Genomic DNA, 22,925 nt, shown 5'->3' with positions numbered 1-22,925 from the left:
TCTGGCGTGATGGTGCGCCAATAGCCAAGGGCTGAGTCCTGTCTTGCACAGGGCTCAGCCCTTTTTAGTTTCGGATGGGGAATGCCGAAGGTCAGCCCATGCACCAAGCCCGGTTTTGGCACATGCAGTACGCATGGCGCATAGGCGCTGCGCCGATTGTCATGTTTCAGCGGGCAAGCGAAGAATTGAGGGTTTCCGCCAGGTTTACGCGGCCAACAAGCAGTGTGCCGCCTGGCCACCGTCGGCTCAAGGCGTCTTCGTATCCTTTTCCTTCTCGTCCGCCGCCAGCCCCCAGTCATTCCAGCCTTCCCCAAACAGCTCGATCGGATGCTGCGTGCGCTCGGAACCATTGCCGCAGCGCATGGCATCCGGCGGACAATACTTGTCGCAGCCCCAGCAAATGCGCTCGGGGTTCTTGGGATTCAAGGGAAACGGTTTGGCCATGGCGGTGGAGGACGAAGTCGGTTGAGGTCTCGTCAACGACTCTAGTCCTGGCGTGGGGCGCGGTCAAACGAATTCCAATGAGGAATTTGCCGGAGGTCAATTCTATGCAGGTGGCTGGCGTGGCGGCGAGACACAGTAGCCTTCCAGCACGATACGCGCCACGTTGACGCTGCCATCCGCAGCCGGCTGCGCCTTGAGTTCGTCCAGCGCATACACCATCGTTACCGTGGCGCCGGGCACGAACAGCTTGACGTCCTGCTTGCGGTGCGTGTAGATGCTCTCGTTGCATGTCGAACCGTCCTGCAGGCGCAAGGTGAAACTGTTGACCTGATCGCCACGCCGGCTGTCCTGCCCGGCGAAATACGTGCGCTCGATGCTGCCCGTCACCGTTTGCGTCGGGATGCGGCCGGCCTTGATGCTTGCCCACCATTCGTCGGACGCGAACAGGCCGTGGCGGCCTTTCAGGCCCATGCGCGGCCTGGAACTATCGAGCGTGAGGGACTGCGCCTTGGCGATGCGGCTCGGGTCTTGTGCCAGGGCTGCGGCAAGCGTGTAGATGGGCTGCATAAGGGGGGACGGACTTCCTTGAAGCGTTCACTCAATGTTTGCGCCGAATGACGTAGGCATTGCCGGCGGGTTCAAAACCGAGCGTCGGATAATAGGACATGGCATCGGGGGCGGAAAGCAGGATCAAGGACACTTCGTCGCCGATGATGGCCTGCGTGCGCTGGACAAGCGCTTTGCCGATACCCAGGCCCTGGTATTGCTTGTCTACCGCCAGATCCGAAAGATAGCAGCAATACGCATGGTCGGTCAGCGAGCGGGCCAGCCCCACAAGCCGGCCATTCACCCATGCCGACAGCACCAGACAAGGCGCGGCAAACATGCGCGCGATGCGCGGGAGGTTGCCGGTGGGCCGTTTGATGCCGGACTGATCGAAGACGCGAACAACGTCCAGCTGATCGAGGGGAAAGTTATGACGATATTCGACGGTGGTGTGTTTCATTGATTGACGTGTGTAAGGGGAACGCGCATGTGAAAGTTCGGCTATGCGGATAGTATAGCCAGCGACGCTCGAGGCATGTGGACGATACGGCATCAGTGACGGGGCGCCAATAGCGCACACCAGAGGGCGCCATGATGCCAACGGCCACGTCGCCGCATGCCCGTTCAGTGATTAAACCGCCTCCAATCTGTTAAAATAGTTGAAGTTTTAATGCCCCATGAATAACCTGTTTTTTCCGACACAAGGAATGTTTTTAGCAAATGAAAGCCATTATATTCTGCACCAGCTTTATAAAAGATGCACCATCATGGGAAAGCCGGTATCAACGGTGGCTCGATTACTATGAAAACATTCCAATCGATGCAGTAAAGAAGATAATGATTGACGATGGGTCGCCATTTCTTCCGCCCGCCGACATTATCAATACCATTTCCCATAGCGCTGCTCTGGCTGGAAATAGCGACAAAAACCTTATCATTCGCTTCGACAATAATCTGGGAAGACAAAGCGGGGCTGACTACCCGGGCTGGTGGCGCAGCTTTCTGCACTCGGTCAAGGTGGCCAATGAATTAGGCGTGGATAAAATCATCCATATCGAATCGGATGCCTACATCATGACGCCGCGCCTGGTAAAATTCATCAACGAGATCGAATCTGGCTGGAATGTCCTGTGGTCCCCGCGCTATCGCATGCCAGAAACGGCCATTCAAGTTATCTGCAGAGATCAATTCCCCATTCTTGAGCAATTCAAGGATAGCCACCGCGACTATTCTTTCTCGGATATTGCGGAAAAGGTGCTGCCTTTTACCACGGTGCACAAGCAGTTCAAAGGCGACCGCTACAGCGATTTCACGAAAAACAGATGGATATTTCGTTCGAAAAAATTCAACAAAATTCCCATTTTTAAACATGTTTTTTTCTGGGAAACCATACCGCCCGATGCGGACTTTGTCACGCAAGGCATTCAGCGTCAACAATTCGTGTTCAGACGCGATGAAGTGGCGTGAATTCGTCATGGCGGGGGATTTCAAACAGTCTCGGCAAGGATTGTAAAGATGCGGCTACCGTTACGACTGAATAAACGCATGTGTGCCGCCCTTGCTTGCTCTCTTTTTCTTGTCGCTGGTATCGCCTCGGCAATCGCCGCCACGCTTGACGAGGATAGAACCCGTGGTGACATACATGGTTTGTTTGAGATCAGAGAGGCCGCAGTCAATTTCATGGCCGCAGAAAATGCCAGAAACGGAACCCGGTGGCAGGTATTGGAACCGAACCGGAAGATTCTGGTGGCGAAATGCGCGCTACCTTTGCATGTGGCATGGGTGCCGAAGAGCCATGGCTTGTCTGGGCCGAATGTTGCTGTGAGTTGCGCCAAGACCGTAAAGCCGACAATACAACATAAATGGGAAGTGTTTGTGCCGGTCGACAAGAGGCCACAACGCGCGGCAGGTATTCCGGCAAAGTCCTGAGATTCCCAAACGCGACGGGCAGTTCCGTCAATTGGACACGAACGGATGCGCTGGGCGTCGTAGAAGCCGGCTCGGCGTAAGCGACGCAAGCCGACTCGTCAGAGGCTCGGTACAGTCGGTACAGTGATGACGCAGACTGATGGCTACTCTCGCCCCATGCCGCGCGGTCAACGTCTTCCAAAACGGTCATGTAACGCACAACTCGTCCCTGCCCAAGTCAAGCTCCGCCAGGGACGAGCTCAAGTACATTGGTGTCGCTACTACTCTGCCGTAGTCGGGTCAATGACTGAGATGACTTCCGACACGCGGTTGGCAGGAAAGCCACCTTGCTGGGCATGTTCGCGAACCTGCGCTTCATTTTCAGCGATGTAAACACAGTAGATTTTATCGCCAGTAACATAGCTTTGCAGCCATTGAATTTGTGGTCCCATCTTGTTTAAGACACTGCAGGACTTCCGCGAAATGGCTTGAAGTTCTTGCTCAGACAACTTCCCGGCCCCGGGAATATCACGCTCAATAACGTATTTCGGCATAGCGGTCTCCTTATGAGGTTTCCGGGCGAGCACAACGCTCGCCGGTTCTGTGCGTCACACATGCAATGACATGTATTCGTTATACACCACGCTGGCGGGTTGGTGTTGCCATAATTGCCATGAATACCGACACGCGCGTCGTCAGGTCCGGCTTTCGGGCATGGAACTTAGGTTGATCGACTTGGCGGCTGGCCCAGTCGAAAGCAAATTGGAACCACGAACGTACTCTCGACGTGCGGGGCTGCCGCGTAGCGCAGAGGCTAGGGGATTCGAAGGGCGCGCAGGCGCCCTGCTCGCTTCCGTCAGGCAATAAAAAACCGCCCGAAGGCGGTTTCTTTATTTCCAGGCGGAGCGGTGTAATGCGAACAACTAAGCTCTATGCGGCTTTCACGAACTTTTCAAGGATCCTACCTAGCAGACTACTTGCCTAAGCCAGGATCGTACACAAGAGGCTAGCGCCACGTGCTGGGCAACGAGGCGTGCGACAGTCGGGGGATAGATGGGATCAGGTAACGTCATGAAAACATAGTAGCGTGTCGCAAACGTTCAAGACTTACTTGACTGGCCAAACGATACTACCTGCATCACATGCCAATCGAGGGAGCCTCATGAACACCGCCGCCATGCCTGCCCCACGCGAGATCGCCGACTTGCCTCCCCCCTCCCGCGCCATTTTTGCCACGAGCGGCCTTTTTATGAAGTAAGTTATCCCTAGCATGGTGGTCATTCAATATGTCAACTCGTAAATTTCACCGTCTGTCAGCATGTGTCTTGGCGACGTATATATTGCTGCATCTTGGCAATCACCTAGTGGCCGTTGCCGGCGCCAACATGCACATCGCCTTCATGGAAGCGATCCGGCCATTCTATCGAAATGCCGTAGTCGAGCAGGTGCTGTTGGCGTGCGTACTGTTTCAATGTGGCAGCGGAACATGGATGGTGGTACAGAAATGGAAAGAGCGGTCTGGGCTGGTAGCATGGCTGCAGGCCGGCTCAGGAATCTACCTGGCCCTGTTCCTGCTTTTTCATGTCGGTGCGGTCCTGTTCGGCCGCGCCGCGCTCAAGCTCGATACCAATTTTTACTATGCCGCAGCCGGTTTTGTACTGATGCCATATAAATTATTCTTTGCGCCATATTATTTCTTCTCAGTGTGCGCCCTATTCACGCACCTGGGCTGTGCCATATATTGGCAAGTGGAAGCACGCTCCCTAACAGTGCGCAGACTCGCAATGGGAGCACCCGCGGCGGTCGGTCTGATAGCCGCCCTGCTGATTAACCTGGCTTTAGCGGGCATGCTCCACCCGCTCGACATTCCCGCGAAATATCTGACTATTTACCAGTAACCAGGGCAAGCGGGCAAGGGTCATATCCGCCATTTGCACACGGCCTGATACATTGGACGTCTTGGCAACTGGCTTAGTCGAAAAGCTAACTAGGTGCCAGTATTGCAATAAAACTCAGGAGGCGGGTCAGTGGCGCCGACTTATAATGGTTACTGGTGTTGCTTGGCAGCAGAATCAGCTTCACTTTTGCCGCATAAATTGCACACAAATGGGATCGTGGCGTTCACGAGAAATGGGACACGAACACTCTTGCGCGAGGGTCAGGTCCGCCATTCGGACACGAACTGATGCGTTGGGTGCTGTGGAAGCTGGCTCAACCAAAAGACTAATTAGAGCCACGAACGCGCGCCTGCGGCGCGCGGAGCTGCCGCGCAGCGGCAGCAGGTGGAGGATTCGGGGCGGGCTGGGCCGGTAGGCCCAGCCCTTCGAATCTCACACGCAGGGCGCGCAGGCGCCCTGCTCGCTTCCGCCAGGCAATAAAAAACCGCCCGAAGGCGGTTTCTTTATTTCTTGGCGGAAGCGGTGAGATTCGAACTCACGAACAGTTTAACCCGTCGCTAGTTTTCAAGACTAGTGCCTTCAACCACTCGGCCACGCTTCCAGATGGCAGCATTATACATAAAGGTCAGTGGCTTACCAATGGCTAGCACTGCCGTGCTCTTATTTTCCCGCCGGCAAGGAGCGGGCTCCACATGCGGTGAGATGGAGCGGTAGCCCTACACGCCCCAGTTTTCCCGCAGCGCCTTCTCGAACTCCCTCGCTGGCAGCGGGCGCGAGAACAGGTAGCCTTGTACTTCGTCGCAGCCGGAACTCTTCAGGAAGGCCAGCTGTTCGGCCGTTTCCACGCCTTCCGCGATCACCTTGTGGTGCAGTTGCTGGGCGATGCTGATGATGGTGCTGGCGATGGCGCAGTCGCTGGCGTCGGTGGGGATGCCGGTGGTGAAAGACCGGTCGATTTTCAGGGTGTCGATGGGGAAGCGTTTCAGATAGGACAGGCTGGAGTAACCGGTGCCGAAATCATCGAGCGACAGGGCAACGCCCAGGGCCGTGATGCGGTCCATGATGCCGATGACCCTCTCGATATTGTGCATCAGGGTGCTTTCCGTGATTTCCAGTTCCAGCCAGTCCGCTTCCAGGCCGTAGCGGGCCAGGGTCGCCGCCACCCTGGCGGGCAAGGCTGCCGTGAATTCGCGCGCGGAAACATTGACGGCCAGGCGGATGGGCGGCAGGCCGGCCAGCTTCCACGCTTGCGCCTGGGCACAGGCCGCTTCCAGCACCCATTCGCCCACTTGCACCACCAGGCCCGTCGATTCGGCCAGGGGGATGAATTCGGCGGGCGGGATCATGCCGTGCTGCGGGTGGTGCCAGCGCACCAGCGCTTCGGCGCCGATGATGCGCCCGCTGCCCAGCGCGTATTTCGGCTGGTAATGCAGCAGCAGTTGCTGTTCCGACAGGGCCTGGCGCAAGCCCGTTTCCAGGCGCATGCGCGCCTGCATGCCCTGGTTCATGTCCTGGCTGTAGAAAGCCACGCTTTCCGCTTCGCCGCCGCTGTCCTGCTTGGCGCGGTACATGGCGATGTCGGCCAGGCGCAGCAGGGTTTCCGCATCCTGCGCGTCTTGCGGATAGACGCTGATGCCGATGCTGGCGCCCACGCGCAGGTCGTGGTCCTCGATCAGGAACGGCTCCACCAGCGAGGCGAGGAGTTTTTGCGCCACCATGCTCGCTTCGAAATGCTGGCCGATGTCGAACAGGCCGACGGCGAACTCGTCGCCGCCCAGGCGCGCCACCAGATCCTGGTCGCGCAAAACCTTGCGGAAACGCAGCGAGACTTGCCGCAGCAGTTCGTCGCCGATGCGCCGGCCCAGGGTGTCGTTGATCAGTTTGAAACGGTTCAGGTCGATGAACAGCACGCAGCCGAGCATCTTGCTGCGCTGCGCCACGCTGAGGGCCTGGTCGACCAGCTTGGCCAGCAAGGTACGGTTGGGCAGGCTGGTCAGCGGGTCGTAGTACGCCAGGTGGTGCAGCCGCTCTTCGGCCAGCTTGCGTTCCGTAATGTCCGTCAGGTAGGCGATGAGTCCGATGGGCTTGCCGTCCAGGTCTTGCAGCGGCGACAAGGACAGGCTGGCCCAGAAGACTTCGCCCGACTTCTTTCGCCGGCGCACCTCCATCAGGCGCCCTCCCTGCTCCAGGAAGGCGTCGTGGAAACCCGTGTCTTCGTCGTCGTACAGGAACAGGATATTGCGCCCCACGGCTTCCACCGAGGTGTAGCCGAACAGGCGCTCGGCGCCCTTGTTCCAGCTCGTGATGTAGCCCGTCAAATCCATCGTCAGCACGGATTCGTGCAACTGGTCGAGGATTTGCGTCTGCTGCGCCAGCAAGGCTTCGACTTGCGCGTAGGCATGGGTCGAGCGTTGCGCCAGCGAATGCACCTGCAAGACGCCGGCCGTCAACGATGCCAGGCTGGCCAGGTGGCGGCGGTCGGCGTCGTTATACAGCGGGCGGCCGGCCACGCTGTAATGGCCGAAGCATTGGCCATCGAAGCTGACTTCATGCGACAAGGCGGGCGTATCGCGGGGAAACGGCACGGCTGGCTCGGCGGCGTCCGCACTGGCCGCGGGCAGGAACTGGCCATACGGGCTGGCCATCACGGTGCTGGCGATACGGCCCAGCTCAGCTACCAGCGCGGAGCCGCGCAAACGCACGACGGCGTCGCACAGGGCGGCGCTGTCAGCGAGGAAATCCGACACTGGAAACAGGGTCATGCTAGAGGTTCCGGCTCACCTGGATGGCCCATTGGTAGGCCTGCAGCAGGCTGCGCCAATAGGTTTCTCCATCAATGCCGGCGCGGCGCAAGCCGTCGGGCGGCGGCGTGGCGCTTTCGACCAGCGCCAGCAAGGCGCCCAGCTCGCCTTTACGTTCGAGCAAGGCCGTGCTCACTTCGGGCGCCAGGTTCAGGGTAGCGATGATGTCCGCCATCGGCATGCCCAGCAGGACGTCGAGCAGCGAGAACACGCCCGCCATGAAGGCCAGGTCTTGCGCGTCGCGGTCGCCGCCGCGCAGCTGACACAGCGCTTCCATCTGTGCCGCGCGCACGGCCGCCAGCGGCAGCAGTGCGTGGATCTTGCCATCATCTTGCTGGCGCGCATACAGCAGCAGTTGCAGCCAGCGCTGCAACTGGCGCCGGCCCAGCAGGGTGATGGCCTGGCTGAAGCTGCTAATCGGCGCCGTGAAACCGAATGCGGCTGAATTGACCAGTTTCAATAAATGATAGCTGAGCGATGGGTCTTGCTTGAGCGGCACTTCCAGCTCGTGCGCGTCGGCATCACGGGCCAGCAGGCCCAGCAGCGCCATCAGCCGGCGCCGCGAGGTGGCGTCTTCCGGCTCGCTTTGCTCGCGCGCATGCTGCAAGGCGTAATCGCCGGCAAACCAGCTCACGCCGAGTTCTTGCAACTCGGCAATCTCCCCCGCGCCGGCGATGTTGTAGGCCAGGTGCGGACCCGGCAAGGGCAGCAGCTGATACAGGGCTGGGCGGGCACCGGCCGCATCAAAACTCAGCGCGCGCGCGTCGACTTGCGCCGCCGCCACGGGACTGGCCTCGGCGCCATCGAGCAGGATGCGGTAGCCGGCGTCGCGCCATTGCCGGCATTTTTTCTGCAGCGCTTTGTCGCCGGCAAGATGGGCAGGCAAACGGAAGATCGTGCGTTGCGGCGCCAGTTGCGCCAGCACGGCCTCGTCCACGCCATGCGGATCGGCCAGGGGAATGATGCAGTCGAGCGGCGCCAGGAAGGCATACGCATCGGCGGCGGCCAGCGCCGCCAGCAGCGACGCCGTGGAGGCCTGCGGCACATGCAGGGTGACAGCGACCCACTCGTTATGAGCATTGGCTACTGCTTGTAATCCCACCAACGGAAACAGGTTTGATTCAGACGCTGACATCGGTATCTCAGTGTGGGTAGGGCGCCATAGTAAATAAACTGACCAGCATTGGCAACCCTGGCCCGACAGGGATGCCATTTCGACAGCGAGATTCATTCTATCCGAATCTCACCCATGAAACAGTTTAATTTTGGCAATAAATATTCAAAAAGAACATTCTCCCGCGAGACCCGCCTGTCATGCGGGTGCGACAAAAGCCCCACGCCGCGCGCGCCTTCTCAGGCGCTGCCGCCCTGTGCATGCTCGACCGCATATTTGATCAATTCGGCCTGCCCTTCGATGCCGAGCTTGCGCTTGATGTTCAGCCGGTGCGTCTCCACCGTGCGCACGCTCAGGTCCAGCACGCGGGCGATCTGCTTGTTCGACTGGCCCGCCGCGATGTGCTGCAGCACTTGCTGCTCGCGCGTGGTGAGGAAGGAATCGTGGACTTGCGGACGAGATAACTGCCGCGCCAGCGCTGCGCTGTAATAGATGCCGCCGGACATCACCGTCTCGATGGCAAACACGATATCTTTCCCAGGAGCATCTTTGAGCACATAGCCGCGCGCGCCGGCGGCGATGGCTTGCGACACGTATTCGAGCTTGTCGTGCATGGACAGGATCAGCACGGCAATCTGCGGGAACGCCTGCTTGAACAGCGCCGTCGCTTCGATGCCATTCGTGCCGCGCATATTGATATCCATCAAGACGAGGTCCACCTGGTGCGCGCGCGCCTGAGCCAGCGCTTCGTCGGCGCCGCCCGCCTCGGCCACCACGTCGAAATGCGCCACCGCTTCCAGGCGCGCGCGCAAGCCGTCGCGCACGAGGGGGTGGTCGTCCACCAGCAGGATGTTGATCTTCTCGGTCATGGTTGAGTATCTATTATTAGTGTGTGGATGAAAGGGCGAGCCGCGCCAGCACCACGGTGCCGGCCGGGGACGAGGTGATGTGCAGGCTGCCGCCGATGGCTTCCATGCGTTCCGTCATGTTGCGCAGGCCGATGCCGCGCTGCGGATGCAGGGCGATGCCGTCGAGATCGAAGCCGCCGCCGTTATCCTGGATACGCAATTCCACCGCCTTGTCGGCCTCGCGCAGGCTCACTTCCACGCCGCGGGCATGGGCATGCCGCTCGCAATTGGTCAGCGCTTCCTGAGCGATGCGGAACAAGACGGTATTGACCATGTCGGGCAAGCCCTCGCCCGCCGCCGCCGGACTGGCCGTGAAACTCGCTTGCGCGCTGCTGCTGTCGTTAAATTCATGCACGAGATGGTCGAGCGCGGCGGCCAGGCCCAGGTCGTCGAGGATGGCCGGGCGCAGGTTGTGCGAAATGCGCCGCACCTCGCCCAGCACCTTGTTCAGCTGCTCGGCGGCCCGCTCGAACGTGGCCGGCGCCTTTTCTTTCTGTTCCGCATTGCCGGCCAGACGCGCGATGCCCGCCTCGATCTGCAGCTTGATCGACACCAGCCACTGGCTGATGCCGTCATGCAAGTCGCGCGACAGCCGCGCCCGCTCTTCCTCCTGCGATTCGACCACGCGCTGCGCCAGCACTTTCAGCTTGGCGTCGGCCACGCGCAGTTCGCGCAAGTTCAGCACGAGGCCACAGGCGGCCACCAACAGGGAGCCGAGGATGGCGATGGCGGCGATCAATTCCATGGTCGAGCGGATATTGCGCGACTGCTGGGCGTCGACCTTGGCCAGCGCCTGGTCCACGTCGTCCATATAAATGCCGGTCCCCATCATCCAGCCCCATTCCGGCATCAGGATCACATAGCCGAGCTTGGGTGCGGACTTGTTGGTCGACGGCTTGATCCAGTTGTAGCGCTCGAAGCCGCCGCCGCTCTTCGCGCGCTGCATCAGGCGCTGGATGGTCAGATTGCCTTCGGCGTCGCGCAATTGCCACAGATTCTGCCCCACCAGTTCGGGCTGGCGCGGATGCATCAGCGACTTGCCCTGCAAATCGTAGATGAAGAAATAGCCGTCGTCGCCATAGCTGAGGGCGGACAGGATGCGCTTGGCCTCCTCTTGCGTGGCGTCATCCTTGCGCCCGGACTGGTACAGGGAAGCGATGGAATGGCTGGCCAGGGTCACGTAATGCTTGAGCTCGGCTTCCTTGCTGGCCAGATACGCTTGCTGAATGGTGGCGCGCTGCTGTTCCGCCAGGGTAATCGCCTGGTGCCGCACGGCAAACGCGATGGCGCACAGGGCGAGGATGAGCGGCGTGAGGGCCAGGAAGATGACTTTCTGTCTGAGTTTCATGACCTTGCGCGCTCCGGCGGCGTCGATGCTGGTGGGAATGGGTGATTTTACGTCGCGGCGCGGCGATCGGCCTGCGTAGTAATACTGAGCGTTACTGCGTAGTGCTGCGCTTGCGGCAATTATACGATTCCTGAATACTCGCCATAAGCTGCTGATACACCCGATTCACACCCAAACTGGCGACGACCAGGCTCGGCAGCACACATCATCGCACGGCACAGCGCCCGTCACATCTCTGGAGGAAGCATGAACCGCATTTTCAAACAGCTCGGCTGGGCAGCGCTTGCGCTGGCAGGCGCCGGGTCCCTGGGCGTCGTCGCCCTGCAACGTGGCGAACCGATCAGCGCAATCTGGATCGTCATCGCCGCCGTCTGCGTCTATCTGATCGCCTACCGTTTCTACAGCCTGTTCATCGCCGACAAGGTGCTGGGCCTCGACGCGCGCCGCATGACGCCCGCCTTCAAGCACAACGATGGCCTCGACCACGTGCCCACCAACAAATATGTGCTGTTCGGCCACCATTTCGCCGCGATTGCCGGCGCCGGTCCCCTGGTCGGCCCCGTGCTGGCCGCGCAGATGGGCTACCTGCCCGGCATGCTGTGGATACTCGCCGGCGTCGTGTTCGCCGGCGCCGTGCAGGACTTTATCGTGCTGTTCATTTCCATGCGCCGCGATGGTCGTTCCTTGGGCGACCTGATCAAGGCTGAACTGGGCGAGATTCCCGGCATGATCGCCTTGCTCGGCTGCTTCATGATCATGGTCATCATCCTGGCCGTGCTGGCCCTGATCGTCGTCAAGGCGCTGACGGGTTCGCCTTGGGGCAGCTTCACCGTGATGGCGACGATCCCCATCGCCCTGTTCATGGGCGTGTATTCGCGCTACATCCGCGTGGGCCGCATCGGCGAAATCTCCATCATCGGCTTTGTCTTGCTGATGCTGGCCATCATCGGCGGCCAGTATGTGCAGGAACACGCGGTGCTGGGCCCGATGTTCACATTTACCGGCACGGAACTGACGTGGATGCTGATCGGCTACGGCTTCATCGCCTCCGTCCTGCCCGTGTGGCTGCTGCTGGCGCCGCGCGACTACCTGTCGACCTTCCTCAAAATCGGCACGATTCTGGGCCTGGCCATCGGCATCATCGTCGTCGCGCCTTACCTGAAAATGCCGGCCATGACCAAGTTCATCGACGGCTCCGGCCCCGTCTGGTCGGGCAATCTGTTCCCCTTCCTGTTCATCACGATCGCCTGCGGCGCCGTTTCCGGCTTCCACGCGCTGATTTCCTCGGGCACCACGCCGAAGATGATAGAAAACGAAAGCCACGCCCGCTTCATCGGCTATGGCGCCATGCTGATGGAATCGTTCGTGGCCATCATGGCCCTGGTGGCCGCCTCGACCATCGAGCCGGGCATCTATTTCGCCATGAACAGCCCGGCCGCCCTGATCGGCACCACGGCCGAATCGGCCGCCCAGGCGATCTCGCAATGGGGCTTCTATGTGACGCCGGAGATGCTGACGCAGACGGCCAAGGACGTGGGCGAGCACAGCATCATTTCGCGCGCGGGCGGCGCGCCGACCCTGGCCGTCGGCATGGCGCAGATCCTGTCCGGCGCCATCGGCGGCAAAGCCATGATGGCCTTCTGGTATCACTTCGCCATCCTGTTCGAGGCGCTCTTCATCCTGACGGCCGTCGATGCGGGCACGCGTGCCGGCCGCTTCATGCTGCAGGACTTGCTGGGCAGCTTCGTGCCAGCCTTAAAACAGACGGAAAACGTCATCGCCAACCTGCTGGCCACGGGCCTGTGCGTGGCGGCCTGGGGCTACTTCCTGTACCAAGGCGTGGTCGATCCGCTGGGCGGCATCAATACCCTGTGGCCGCTGTTCGGCATCGCCAACCAGATGCTGGCCGCCATCGCGCTGATCCTCGGCACCTGCGTGCTGTTCAAGATGAAGCGCGGCCAGTATGCATGGGTGACCATCACGCCGACCATCTGGCTGCTGCTGTGCACCCTGACGGCGGGCTGGCAAAAGATCTTTGACGCCAATCCGCGCGTCGGTTTCCTCGCGCATGCGAAGAAATACTCGGCAGCGCTCGATGAAGGCACCCTGCTGGCGCCGGCCAAGTCGGTGGCGCAGATGCAGCAGATCATCTTCAACGATTACCTGGACGCCGGCCTGGCCGCCTTCTTCGTCATCGTCGTGATCAGCGTGCTGTGCTTCGGCATCCGCACCATTATGAAGGCGCGCGCCGACAGCAAGCCGAGCACCAAGGAAACGCCGTTCCAGGCCATGCCCACGGTGCAATGATGATCGATGAAATCATCAAGGCGGGTCGCTACCTGGGGCAAAGCATGCGGCTCATGTGCGGCTTGCCCGAGTACGACACCTACGTGGCGCACCGGGAAGTGACCCATCCCGGCGAGCCGATGATGACGTATGAAGAGTTTTTCCGCGAACGCCAGGAAGCCCGCTATGGCGGCGCCGGCAAGCGTGGAGGTTGTTGTTAGGTGAGGTGACACCGGGCCCAGGCTGCTGCGCGTCGGCATAGGCAGCCTGCGATGCTCACCGTACCAGAGTACGGTTGCGCTTCTTAGCTACCTCTGCCTTCCGCTCGCGACGCCTGGGCCTGGTGTTGTTACTCAGTAGTAATTTTAGGGCGGTCTTGTGAGACCGCCCCATTCATTTCCTCTCGTATAAGTTCCCCTCCCCTTTCCTCCCTTAGACCCATATCAATATCAGGATGTGTCTTCGCGTCTATATTTTTCCAATAGGAATTAAATAACAGTCGACGGGCGACCGGGGAAGCAGCGAATTCATGTTCAATTTCCAACGCTCCAGCATCAGCCAGAAGCTGACCATGATTTCGGTATTGTCGTCGGGCTGCGCGCTGCTGCTGGTGTTCGTGGCGTTTGCGCTGACTTCCGTGCTCAACCACAAGAACGATGAAGGCAAGCAACTGCTGTCGCTGGCGGGCGTGATCGGCGCGGCCAGCGCGGCACCCATGCTGCTGGGCAAGCCGGCGCAGGCGGAACAGGTGCTGGCGGCGCTGGCCGCGCGCGACGAGGTGGCCCAGGCGGCCCTGTTCGACCGGGGCGGGCGCCTGTTCGCCCTGTATCGCGCGCCGCAGCATGCGGACGGCCTGGCGGCGCCGGAAGACATGGACCCGGCCCTGCTGTTCGACATGGTGGAGCATCCCGTCACGCAAGGCTCGGGCACCACCCTGGCGCCAGGAATGCGCCTGTACCGCCCCGTCTACCGGCAGGCGGCACTGTCGCAGGAAGTCATCGGCGCCGTCATGATCGAGGCCGACCTGCACCACATGTGGCGCGACATCGGCCGCCACGTGGGCGCCATCGGCGGCGCCACCGTGCTGTCCTTCCTGATCGCCGTGTTCCTCGCGCGGCGCTTCAAGAGCGTGATCGCCGAACCGATCACCAAGCTGATCGATACGGCGCAAAAAGTGTCGAGCAGCCAGACCTACAGCCACCGCATCGCGCACCAGCGCAGCGACGAGCTGGGCGTACTGATCGACAGTTTCAACGACATGCTGGCGCAGATCGACAGCCGCGACAGCACCCTGGCCAATTACCGCGACCAACTCGAGCGCCAGGTGGGCGTGCGCACGGCGCAGCTGGAAAAGGCCAAGGATGCGGCCGAGGCGGCCAGCCAGGCGAAGAGCGCGTTTCTCGCCACCATGAGCCATGAAATCCGCACGCCCATGAATGGCGTGCTGGGCATGACGGAATTGCTGCTGGCCAGCCCTTTGAGCCCGCAGCAGCGCCACTACACGAGCATGGTGCAGCGCTCGGGGCAGAATCTGCTGGTGATCATCAACGACATCCTCGACTTTTCCAAGATCGAGGCGGGCAAGCTGAGCGTGGAATACATCCGCTTCAATTTCCGCGAATTGCTCGACGATATAGAACACGTGTTCGCGCCGCAGGCGGAAGCGAAAAACATCAGCCTGGAATTCGACATCGCCTACGACATTCCCATCGCCATCTGCGGCGACCCGAACCGTTTGCGCCAGATCATCGTCAATCTGCTGGGCAACGCCATCAAGTTTACGGAAACGGGCAAAGTCACCGTGAAAGTGACCGTGTGCAGCGAAGACGCGCCCAGCGTGGGCTTGCGCTTCGAGGTGCACGACACGGGCATCGGCGTATCAAACGAGGCGCAGACGCGCATCTTCGAATCGTTCTCGCAGGCGGACGGCTCGACCACGCGCAAGCACGGCGGCACGGGCCTTGGGTTGACGATCTCGAAACAGCTGGTGGAACTGATGGGCGGCACGATCGGCGTTGATAATGCTTTAACGCAAGGCTCAATCTTCTGGTTCGAAGTAAATTTCGATAAGCGGAGAGTCGACAGCGACGACCCGTCCCTCAACCTGAAAACCACGCGAGGGTTACGCGCCTTGATCGTCGACCACACACCCGCCACGCGCGCCGTGCTGGAGCGGCAATTGGCCAGCTGGCATATCGTCAGCGACAGCGCCGGCACGGCCAGCGACTGCCTGGCCAAGCTGCGCGCGGCGGCCCAGGCGGGCACGCCGTATGGCGTGGCCCTGCTCGACATGGAATTGCCGCGCACCAGCGGCCTGGCCCTGGCCGCCACCATCAAGAGCGACCCGCTGCTGGCCGACCTCAAATTACTGCTGCTGAGCACGGAACAGGCGGCGGCCGATCCCGTGCAGCGGCGCGAGGCGGGCGTGGCCTTCCAGCTGATCAAGCCGGCCCGCGAATGCGATCTGTTCGACTGCATCGTCACGCCGCCGCGCGTCAGCGACAGCACACGCACCGTTCCCCCGCACGCGGCGCGCCATGCCGTACGCCCCCCCGGCCGGCGCCAGCGCCGCCGCGTGCTGCTGGCCGAAGACAATCCCGTCAACGTGGAAGTGGCGCTGGCCATGCTCGACAGCCTGGGCCTGGACGTAGTGTGTGCGCGCAACGGCGAAGCAGCCCTGCAGGCGGCGCAGACCGAGGATTTCGATCTGATCCTGATGGATTGCCAGATGCCCGTGATGGACGGCTTTGCCGCCACGGCGGAAATCCGCCGCCACGAACAGCAGTGCGGCCACGCGCGCGTGCTGCCAATCGTCGCCATCACGGCCAATGCGCTGCAGGGCGACCGCGAAGCGTGCCTGGCGGCCGGCATGGACGATTACCTGAGCAAACCGTTCACGCAGCAAGACCTGGGCCATACCATCGCGCGCTGGATCACCCTGCCACGCGCGGCCACCACGCACCACAGCGAAGCGCCGGAGCCGCAGGTGCAGTCCGAGCCGCCGCCCGAGGCAACGCCGGCATCCGCCGCCACGACAGCGGGCCAGCCGCTGAACCGGCAGGCGCTGGAAAACATCCGCGCCCTGTCGCGCACCGACGGCGATGCGCTGCTCGAACGGGTCATCGAGGCCTTTGTCGGCGAGACGCCGCGCCAGTTGAGCGCCATGCGCGCAGCGATTGCCGGCGCGGACGCGGAAGCGCTGCGCAAGGTGGCGCACAGCCTGAAGTCGGGCAGCGCCAACGTGGGCGCCGACGGCCTGGCGCAGCTGTGCAAGGAGATGGAAAAACTGGGCCGCGCCGGCAGCACCGAGGGCGCGGCTCCCCTGCTGCTGCAGATGCAGCAAGCCTTCCTGGCTGTACGCGCATCGCTGAACGCCATCCTCGTGAAGGAACACTGACATGACAGCGCCCCTCTCCCCTCCACGCGGCCTGGTGCTGGTGGCCGACGACGATCCCGTGATGCGCTTGCTGATGCGGCAAATGCTCACGCAGGTGGGCCTGGACGTGATCGAGGCCGAAGATGGCGTGCAGGCGCTGGCCAGCTACAAGCACAGCGGGCCGGACCTCGTCATGCTCGACGTCGACATGCCGGCCATGGACGGCTTTGCCGTGTGCCGCGAAATCCGCCACCAGGAAGTGGGCGGCACGGTGCCCGTCATCATGGTCACGGGCGGCGACGAACTGGAAGCCGTCACGCGCGCCTACGAGGTAGGCGCCACCGATTTCATTTCCAAACCCATCAACTGGCCCATCCTCGGGCACCGCGTGCTGTACGTGCTGCGCGCCAGCGACGCCATCGCGCGCCTGCGCATCGCCGACGCGCACAACCGCGCCGTTCTTGCCGCCATCCCCGACACTTTCTTCCGCCTCAACCGCGAAGGCTTTTATCTCGACTACGAACAGGGCCACGACGCCAGCGCCGGCTTTTCCCTCAGCAACTGCGTGGGCAGCCATATCCGCGACGTGCTGCCGTCCGAGATCGCCGCGCGCCTGCTCGACAAGGCGCACGCCGTGCTGGCCACGCAGCATATCGGCTCGGTCGACTACACGCTCACGCACGAAGACAGCACGCGCCACTTCGAGGCGCGCCTGGTGGCGACGGGAGCCGACGAGGTGCTGGGCCTGGTGCGCGACATCAGCGAGCGCAAGCGCACGGAAGAGCAGATCCGCCGCCTCGCCTATTGCGACAGCCTGACGGGCATCCCCAACCGCCAGGCCTTCCTGGAAACCCTGGAACGGGAACTGCTGCGCTCGAAAGAGCACGACAAGAAATTCGCCGTGCTGTTCATGGACCTCGATGCCTTCAAGCGCATCAACGACACCCTGGGCCACGACGTGGGCGACCATTTGCTCAAGGTGGTGTCCGAGCGCCTGCGCGAAACCATCCGCCCCAGCGACCTGGTGCTGCGCGCCGAACACGAGTTTGAAGCCAGCTCCGGCGGCAGCAACCTGGCGCGCCTGGGCGGCGACGAATTCACGATTCTGATACCCGATCTGGAGCGGGTGGAAGACGCGCTGAACGTGGCACACCGCGTCAAGGAAGCCATGCGCCGGCCTTTCATGATCGAGGGGCACGAAATTTTCGTCACGGCCAGCATCGGCATCTCGCTGTATCCGGAAGATGGCGAGGACTGCAACTCGCTGCTCAAATACGCGGACACGGCCATGTATCACGCGAAGAACTGCGGCAAGAACAACGCCAAGCTGTACAGCTCTTCGCTGACGATGGAAATCATGAGCCACGTCAAAATGGAAGTGGGCTTGCGCAAAGCCTTGCAAAACAACGAGCTGTATTTGCTGTACCAGCCGCAGATCGACGTGCCCAGCACGCAGATCGTCGGCGTGGAAGCGCTGGTGCGCTGGCGCCATCCCGAGCGCGGCATCATTTCGCCGACAGAATTCATCCCGCTGGCCGAAGAGACGGGGCTGATCGTGCCCATCGGCGAATGGGTGCTGCGCACGGCCTGCAACCAGGCCAAGGCGTGGCAAAACGATGGCGGGCGCGCCATCCGCATGGCCGTCAACCTGTCGGCAAAACAATTCAAGGATGAAAACCTGATGCAGATCGTGCTGTCGGCCCTGGCCGACACGGGCCTCGACGCGCGCTTGCTGGAACTGGAACTGACGGAAGGGACTTTGATGGACGACGCGCGCGCCACCATGGTGACCCTGGAGCAATTGCGCGGCATCGGCGTCTACCTGTCGATCGACGACTTCGGCACGGGATATTCGTCGATGAACTATCTGAAACGCTTCGACGTGCGGGCTTTGAAAATCGACAAGAGTTTTATCGCCGGCTTGCCGCAGGATACGGAAAACGCGGCCATCACGCGCGCCATCATCGCCATGGCGCATGGCTTGAAAATGGTGGTGGTGGCCGAGGGCGTGGAAACGGACGAGCAACTGCTGATGCTGGAAGAATACGGCTGCGACATGGCCCAGGGATACTTTTTAGGCCACCCGTCGCCGCACGACACGATCACGGCCATGCTGGCCAGGCAGGCGGGCCAGCTGGCCAGCCTGGAAACTAGAGCACTTCGAAGGCAAGGATTTGCGTGACTTGCTGCGGATTGAAATTGTCGTCGGAAATCACCACCAGGCTGCGGCGGCCATTTTCCAGGCGCGGCCCCCAGCTGATGCCTTCGATATTGTCGACCCGGGGCAGGCCGATCTTTTCCAGGTCCAGCAGCAATCGCTTGCGCGCCGGCACATAGGTCACGCCCGCCAGGGCCGGGATGGCCTGGATATCGGTGGCGCCCTGCGTCTCCATTGCGTAGATGCGTACGTGGTTGGTGTAGATACCGTTCGCGTTGGCCACGCCGGCCCGCTCCACCACGAGCACCTGATGGTCGTTGACGGCGAGGATTTCTGACACGCCATTGTCCGCCTCGCGCCCCGGCGCGGGCCGCGAGGCCACGGGCTCAATCGGATACGCATACTGGCCCAGCACGGTGCCGGCGCGGTCCAGGCGCGTGATGCGCACGACGGAGCCGTTGTCGGGCGTGGCCAGCGGGCCATCCTGGTACAGGGCCGCTTCCATGCCCAGCCACAAGCTCTTGCCATCGCTGGCAAACGACAGCGCTTCAAACGTCATGTTGTTGCGCGAGCCGACCTCGTTCTTCGAGACATTAAACATCGCGGGCGTGGGCAAGGTGGCCAGATACTTGCCATCGCGGTCCGCGTGGCGCACGAACGGGTGCAAGCCCACCTTGCGGTTGCCTTCGCTGCCGTACCACAGGCTGCCGTCCTGCGGATCGACACGGATGGTTTCGATGTCGGGCACCTGGTCGCCCCGGTCCAGTTTTGCATGGGCCAGGTTCGGGTAGCGGCTGCCGTCCGGCTGCGTGAAGAAATGCACGCTGTTTAAGGTCACGGCGGAGAATGCCATGCTGTCGTAATTGAGGCTGGCGCGGTAAAAGCGGGCCGGGTTGATTTCCGAGCGGTCATCGCTTTCCATCACCCAAGTATTGCTCGCCGCATCGTAGTCGATGCCGGACAAACCGCCCACCGTGGTGCCCTCGAACGCGTATTTAAGCGCGATGCGCTGTTCGCCGATCAGGCGCAGGCCGGTAATCGGCGCGTCGTGGGGGAAACTGGCGCAGGCGGAAAGCAGGATGGCGGTGGACGCCAGGGCAAACGCGGTACGAAAAAATCGAGGCATGATTGATATTGGTGAGTTGCGTAGGTCGGCTTAGCGCGAAGCGCGTAAGCCGACAATATGGTTGGCTTGGCTGGTGATGATGATGATGATGGTATCGATGGCTTTGGTGGTGGCGTCGGATTACGCGGCGTGCCGCCGCTAATCCGACCTACTCCGACCTGTACCTACACCACCCCATCCGATTTCAAGCGCGCGATGGCCGCCGCGTCATAGCCGAGCGACGCCAGCACCTCGTCGTTGTGCTGGCCCAGGGTCGGTCCCAACCACTGGGTCTTGCCCGGCGTGGCCGACAGTTTCGGGCTGATGGCGGGCAGTTTGACGGGCGTGCCGTCGGCGAAATGGTGTTGTTCGAACATGTCGCGGGCGAGAAATTGCGGATCGCTCAGCATGTCGCGCACGGAGTAGATTTTACCGGCAGGTACGTCGGCCGCCTTCAGCACGGCCAGCGCGCTGTCGATGGTATGCGTGGCGCACCAGGCGCCGATCGCATCGTCGATCTCCTGCGTGCGCGCCACCCTGCCGTCGTTGCGCGCCAGCTGCGGGTCGCCCGCCATGTCGATGCGGCCCATGGCCAGCATCAGGCGCTTGAAGATGGCGTCGCCATTGCCGGCGATGACGATGTTTTCGCCATCGCCCGTCGTGTAGGTATTCGAGGGCACGATGCCGGGCAGCGAGCCGCCCGTGCGCTCGCGCACCACGCCCGCCTGGTCGTATTCGGGCACCAGGGACTCCATCAGGTTGAACACCGATTCGTACAGGGCCACGTCGACCATCTGCCCTTCGCCGGCAGCCGCGCCGCCCGTCACGTCGCGGTGGCGCAGCGCCATCATGGCGCCGATCACGCCGTGCAGGGCCGCCACCGAGTCGCCAATCGACACGCCGACGCGCACGGGCGGGCGGTCGGCAAAGCCGGACACGTAGCGCAAGCCGCCCATCGACTCGCCGATAGCGCCGAAACCGGGCAAATCCTTCATCGGCCCCGTCTGGCCGAAGCCGGACAGGCGCACCATGATGAGGGAAGGCTTCAGCAGCTTTAGCTGTTCATAGCCGAGGTCCCACTTTTCCAGCACGCCGGGGCGGTAGTTCTCGATGATGATGTCCGCTTCCAGGGCCAGCTGGCGGGCGATGGCCCGGCCTTCCGGCGCCTTCAGGTTCAGCGTTAAACTTTTCTTGTTGCGCGCCTGCACCGACCACCACAGCGAGGTGCCGTCTTTCAGCACGCGCCAGGTACGGATGGGATCGCCGCCATCGGGCGACTCGATCTTGATCACGTCGGCACCGAATTCGGCCAGCATGCGGGCGCAGAACGGCCCCGCGATCAGGGTGCCCAATTCCAGCACTTTGATGCCTTGCAGTGGACCAGTGGTCGCGGAGGTTGTTGTCATATCAGTCAGTTCAGGTTGCCCTGCGGTCGAGCATCGCGCGGGCAATCGTGCCCGCGTCGACGTATTCCAGTTCGCCGCCCACGGGCACGCCGCGGGCCAGGCGGCTCACGCGCAAGCCCCGCGCCTTCAGCATTTCGCTGATGTAATGGGCCGTCGCTTCGCCTTCATTCGTGAAATTGGTGGCCAGCACCACTTCGCCGACCACGCCATCGTTGGCGCGGCTCAATAATTTTTCGAGGTGGATATCTTTCGGGCCGATGCCGTCCAGCGGCGACAAGCGTCCCATGAGCACGAAATACAGGCCCTTGTAGGTGAGCGTCTGCTCGATCATCAGCTGGTCGGCGGGCGTTTCCACCACGCACAGCAAGCGCTTGTCGCGCTCTTCGTCGAGACAGGTCTCGCACACTTCGTGTTCGGTAAAGGTATTGCACAGGCCGCAGTGATGCACGGCATCGACGGCCTGGAACAGGGCGCGCGACAGCATGGCCGCGCCTTCCCTGTCGTGCTGCAACAAATGAAATGCCATCCGCTGCGCCGACTTGGGGCCGACGCCGGGCAGGCGCCGCAGCGCCTCGGTCAAAAATTCAAGCGACTTGGACATGGATCAACCCTGCCCCGTGCCACAGATCGAGCGCATGCGGTGTTGCATCAGAATGGCATTTTGAAGCCGGCTGGCAAGTTCATGCCGCCAGTCAAGCCTGCCATTTTTTCCGCGGACGTCGCTTCCGCCTTGCGCACGGCGTCGTTGAAAGCGGCGGCCACCAGGTCTTCCAGCATGTCCTTGTCGTCGGCCAGCAACGATGGGTCGATGGACACGCGCTTGACGTCGTTCTTGCACGTCATGACGATTTTCACCAGGCCGGCGCCGGACTGGCCTTCCACTTCCACCAGCGCCAGTTGTTCCTGGGCCTTTTTCATATTGTCTTGCATTGCTTGCGCCTGCTTCATCAGGCCAGCCAGTTGATTTTTCATCATAAGAATGCTCCGTTAATTCAGTTTGTGAGTGTGTTAATCATCAATGCAGGGTCGGCGCGGCGGAGCCGGCCGGTGCAGGGGTAATCGTTCCCGGCACGACAAAAGCGTCAAATGCACGCTTCATGTCGAGCACGAAGGGATCGCTGGCGATGGTCGCTTCCGCAGCAAGCTGGCACGCCTCGCGGTGGGCCTGCGCTTCCGCGCTGGCCGTGTACCAGACGGCGCCCAGTTCCGTGTCGACATTGACCTTGCGGCCGAAGCGTTCGCTCAGCGCGGCCGCCAGTTTTTCCACGTTGGCCGGGCTGCGCCACGTGTCGATCGGCACGCGCAGGCGGAAAGTCGTGCTGTGACCGTCGTGCTGGCATTCGATCAGCTCGGCCTGCACGGCCAGTTGCTGCGCCACGCCGCGCAAGGGCAGCACGGCGGCCACGGCCGGCCAGTTGCCGTCCCAGTCCAGGCCAGGCACGGGCGTGATCACATACGGCCCGCTGGGCGCGGCTTGCTTGGCGGCGCGCTGCGGCATGACGACGGCCGGCTGCTCGCTGCTCTGCGCGGCGGGCGCGGCTACGGCAGCCGACGCGCTGTCGTCGGAAAATTCGGTGACCCACGGCGGCAAGTCGTCGTCGGCGGGCGCCTGCTGCGGCGGCGGCGC

Annotated in this window: 19 protein-coding genes, 1 tRNA gene and 1 pseudogene; 7 read left to right on the top strand and 14 right to left on the bottom strand. The window is 61.9% G+C overall.

What is annotated here, in order from left to right:
• Nucleotides 1-246: 246 nt before the first annotated feature.
• From CBW66_RS12895 to CBW66_RS12885, 3 genes are all read right to left on the bottom strand, one after another.
• Nucleotides 247-444 carry a DUF3079 domain-containing protein gene (locus tag CBW66_RS12895; protein WP_086138541.1) on the bottom strand — a complete coding sequence of 66 codons (198 nt, stop codon included), beginning with the start codon at nt 442-444 and terminating at the stop codon, nt 247-249.
• 102 nt (nt 445-546) lie between these two features.
• Nucleotides 547-1,011: a hypothetical protein gene (locus CBW66_RS12890; protein WP_205701137.1), complete on the bottom strand. Its 465-nt coding sequence runs from the start codon at nt 1,009-1,011 to the stop codon at nt 547-549.
• Between the two features lie 31 nt (nt 1,012-1,042).
• Nucleotides 1,043-1,450, bottom strand: coding sequence for a GNAT family N-acetyltransferase (locus CBW66_RS12885; RefSeq protein WP_086138540.1), 408 nt, complete (start codon nt 1,448-1,450; stop codon nt 1,043-1,045).
• Between the two features lie 260 nt (nt 1,451-1,710).
• Here CBW66_RS12885 and CBW66_RS28450 point away from each other — a divergent pair, with 260 nt between their 5' ends.
• Nucleotides 1,711-2,457, top strand: a complete 747-nt coding sequence (locus CBW66_RS28450; RefSeq protein ID WP_139841665.1) for a hypothetical protein — start codon at nt 1,711-1,713, stop codon at nt 2,455-2,457.
• A 48-nt stretch (nt 2,458-2,505) separates the two neighbouring features.
• On the top strand, nt 2,506-2,919 hold the full coding sequence (locus CBW66_RS12875; RefSeq protein WP_205701136.1) for a hypothetical protein: 414 nt from the start codon (nt 2,506-2,508) through the stop codon (nt 2,917-2,919).
• Nucleotides 2,920-3,179: 260 nt separating this feature from the next.
• On the opposite strand, the gene CBW66_RS12870 is transcribed toward CBW66_RS12875, so the two are convergent.
• Nucleotides 3,180-3,452, bottom strand: a complete 273-nt coding sequence (locus CBW66_RS12870; protein WP_070224858.1) for a DUF4242 domain-containing protein — start codon at nt 3,450-3,452, stop codon at nt 3,180-3,182.
• A gap of 831 nt (nt 3,453-4,283) precedes the next feature.
• Here CBW66_RS12870 and CBW66_RS12865 point away from each other — a divergent pair.
• Complete coding sequence (locus tag CBW66_RS12865) at nt 4,284-4,796, top strand: hypothetical protein (protein WP_086138537.1); 513 nt, start codon at nt 4,284-4,286, stop codon at nt 4,794-4,796.
• A gap of 511 nt (nt 4,797-5,307) precedes the next feature.
• On the opposite strand, the gene CBW66_RS12860 is transcribed toward CBW66_RS12865, so the two are convergent.
• The 5 genes from CBW66_RS12860 to CBW66_RS12840 form a co-directional block, all read right to left on the bottom strand.
• A tRNA-Ser gene (locus tag CBW66_RS12860) sits at nt 5,308-5,397 on the bottom strand.
• Nucleotides 5,398-5,512: 115 nt separating this feature from the next.
• Nucleotides 5,513-7,558 (bottom strand): bifunctional diguanylate cyclase/phosphodiesterase, encoded by a 2,046-nt coding sequence (locus CBW66_RS12855; protein WP_086138536.1) that lies wholly within the window; start codon nt 7,556-7,558, stop codon nt 5,513-5,515.
• Nucleotide 7,559: 1 nt separating this feature from the next.
• Nucleotides 7,560-8,732: an EAL and HDOD domain-containing protein gene (locus CBW66_RS12850; protein ID WP_086138535.1), complete on the bottom strand. Its 1,173-nt coding sequence runs from the start codon at nt 8,730-8,732 to the stop codon at nt 7,560-7,562.
• 218 nt (nt 8,733-8,950) lie between these two features.
• Entirely contained in the window at nt 8,951-9,580 is a 630-nt protein-coding gene (locus CBW66_RS12845) for a response regulator transcription factor (protein ID WP_070224853.1), read from the bottom strand.
• A gap of 16 nt (nt 9,581-9,596) precedes the next feature.
• The gene (locus tag CBW66_RS12840; protein ID WP_086138534.1) at nt 9,597-10,967 is read right to left on the bottom strand and encodes a cache domain-containing protein; all 1,371 of its coding nucleotides are present in this window, start codon (nt 10,965-10,967) and stop codon (nt 9,597-9,599) included.
• Nucleotides 10,968-11,213: 246 nt separating this feature from the next.
• Between CBW66_RS12840 and CBW66_RS12835 the strand changes: the two genes are divergently transcribed.
• From CBW66_RS12835 to CBW66_RS12820, 4 genes are all read left to right on the top strand, one after another.
• Complete coding sequence (locus tag CBW66_RS12835; RefSeq protein WP_086138533.1) at nt 11,214-13,274, top strand: carbon starvation CstA family protein; 2,061 nt, start codon at nt 11,214-11,216, stop codon at nt 13,272-13,274.
• On the top strand, nt 13,274-13,474 hold the full coding sequence (locus CBW66_RS12830; protein WP_010396213.1) for a YbdD/YjiX family protein: 201 nt from the start codon (nt 13,274-13,276) through the stop codon (nt 13,472-13,474). Before CBW66_RS12835 ends, CBW66_RS12830 begins: the two co-directional genes overlap by 1 nt.
• 308 nt (nt 13,475-13,782) lie before the next feature.
• Nucleotides 13,783-16,650, top strand: coding sequence for a response regulator (locus CBW66_RS12825; protein ID WP_086138532.1), 2,868 nt, complete (start codon nt 13,783-13,785; stop codon nt 16,648-16,650).
• A gap of 1 nt (nt 16,651) precedes the next feature.
• Complete coding sequence (locus tag CBW66_RS12820) at nt 16,652-18,811, top strand: bifunctional diguanylate cyclase/phosphodiesterase (protein WP_086138531.1); 2,160 nt, start codon at nt 16,652-16,654, stop codon at nt 18,809-18,811.
• Here the strand turns inward: CBW66_RS12820 and CBW66_RS12815 are convergent.
• The 5 genes and pseudogenes from CBW66_RS12815 to CBW66_RS12795 all read right to left on the bottom strand — a co-directional run.
• Nucleotides 18,780-19,913, bottom strand: a complete 1,134-nt coding sequence (locus tag CBW66_RS12815; protein ID WP_086138530.1) for an esterase-like activity of phytase family protein — start codon at nt 19,911-19,913, stop codon at nt 18,780-18,782. The genes CBW66_RS12820 and CBW66_RS12815 overlap by 32 nt on opposite strands.
• A 164-nt stretch (nt 19,914-20,077) precedes the next feature.
• Nucleotides 20,078-21,298: a CaiB/BaiF CoA-transferase family protein gene (locus CBW66_RS12810; RefSeq protein WP_086138529.1), complete on the bottom strand. Its 1,221-nt coding sequence runs from the start codon at nt 21,296-21,298 to the stop codon at nt 20,078-20,080.
• Nucleotides 21,299-21,308: 10 nt separating this feature from the next.
• Nucleotides 21,309-21,899 (bottom strand): recombination mediator RecR, encoded by a 591-nt coding sequence (gene recR / locus CBW66_RS12805; RefSeq protein ID WP_086138528.1) that lies wholly within the window; start codon nt 21,897-21,899, stop codon nt 21,309-21,311.
• Between the two features lie 47 nt (nt 21,900-21,946).
• Nucleotides 21,947-22,273, bottom strand: a complete 327-nt coding sequence (locus tag CBW66_RS12800; RefSeq protein WP_034759121.1) for a YbaB/EbfC family nucleoid-associated protein — start codon at nt 22,271-22,273, stop codon at nt 21,947-21,949.
• Between the two features lie 40 nt (nt 22,274-22,313).
• A pseudogene (locus tag CBW66_RS12795) lies at nt 22,314-22,925 on the bottom strand (DNA polymerase III subunit gamma/tau); the annotation flags it as partial.

Origin of the sequence: Janthinobacterium sp. GW456P (assembly GCF_002127655.1) — a bacterium.
GTDB lineage: Bacteria > Pseudomonadota > Gammaproteobacteria > Burkholderiales > Burkholderiaceae_D > Janthinobacterium.
This window is presented reverse-complemented; position numbering and strand designations above follow the sequence as displayed.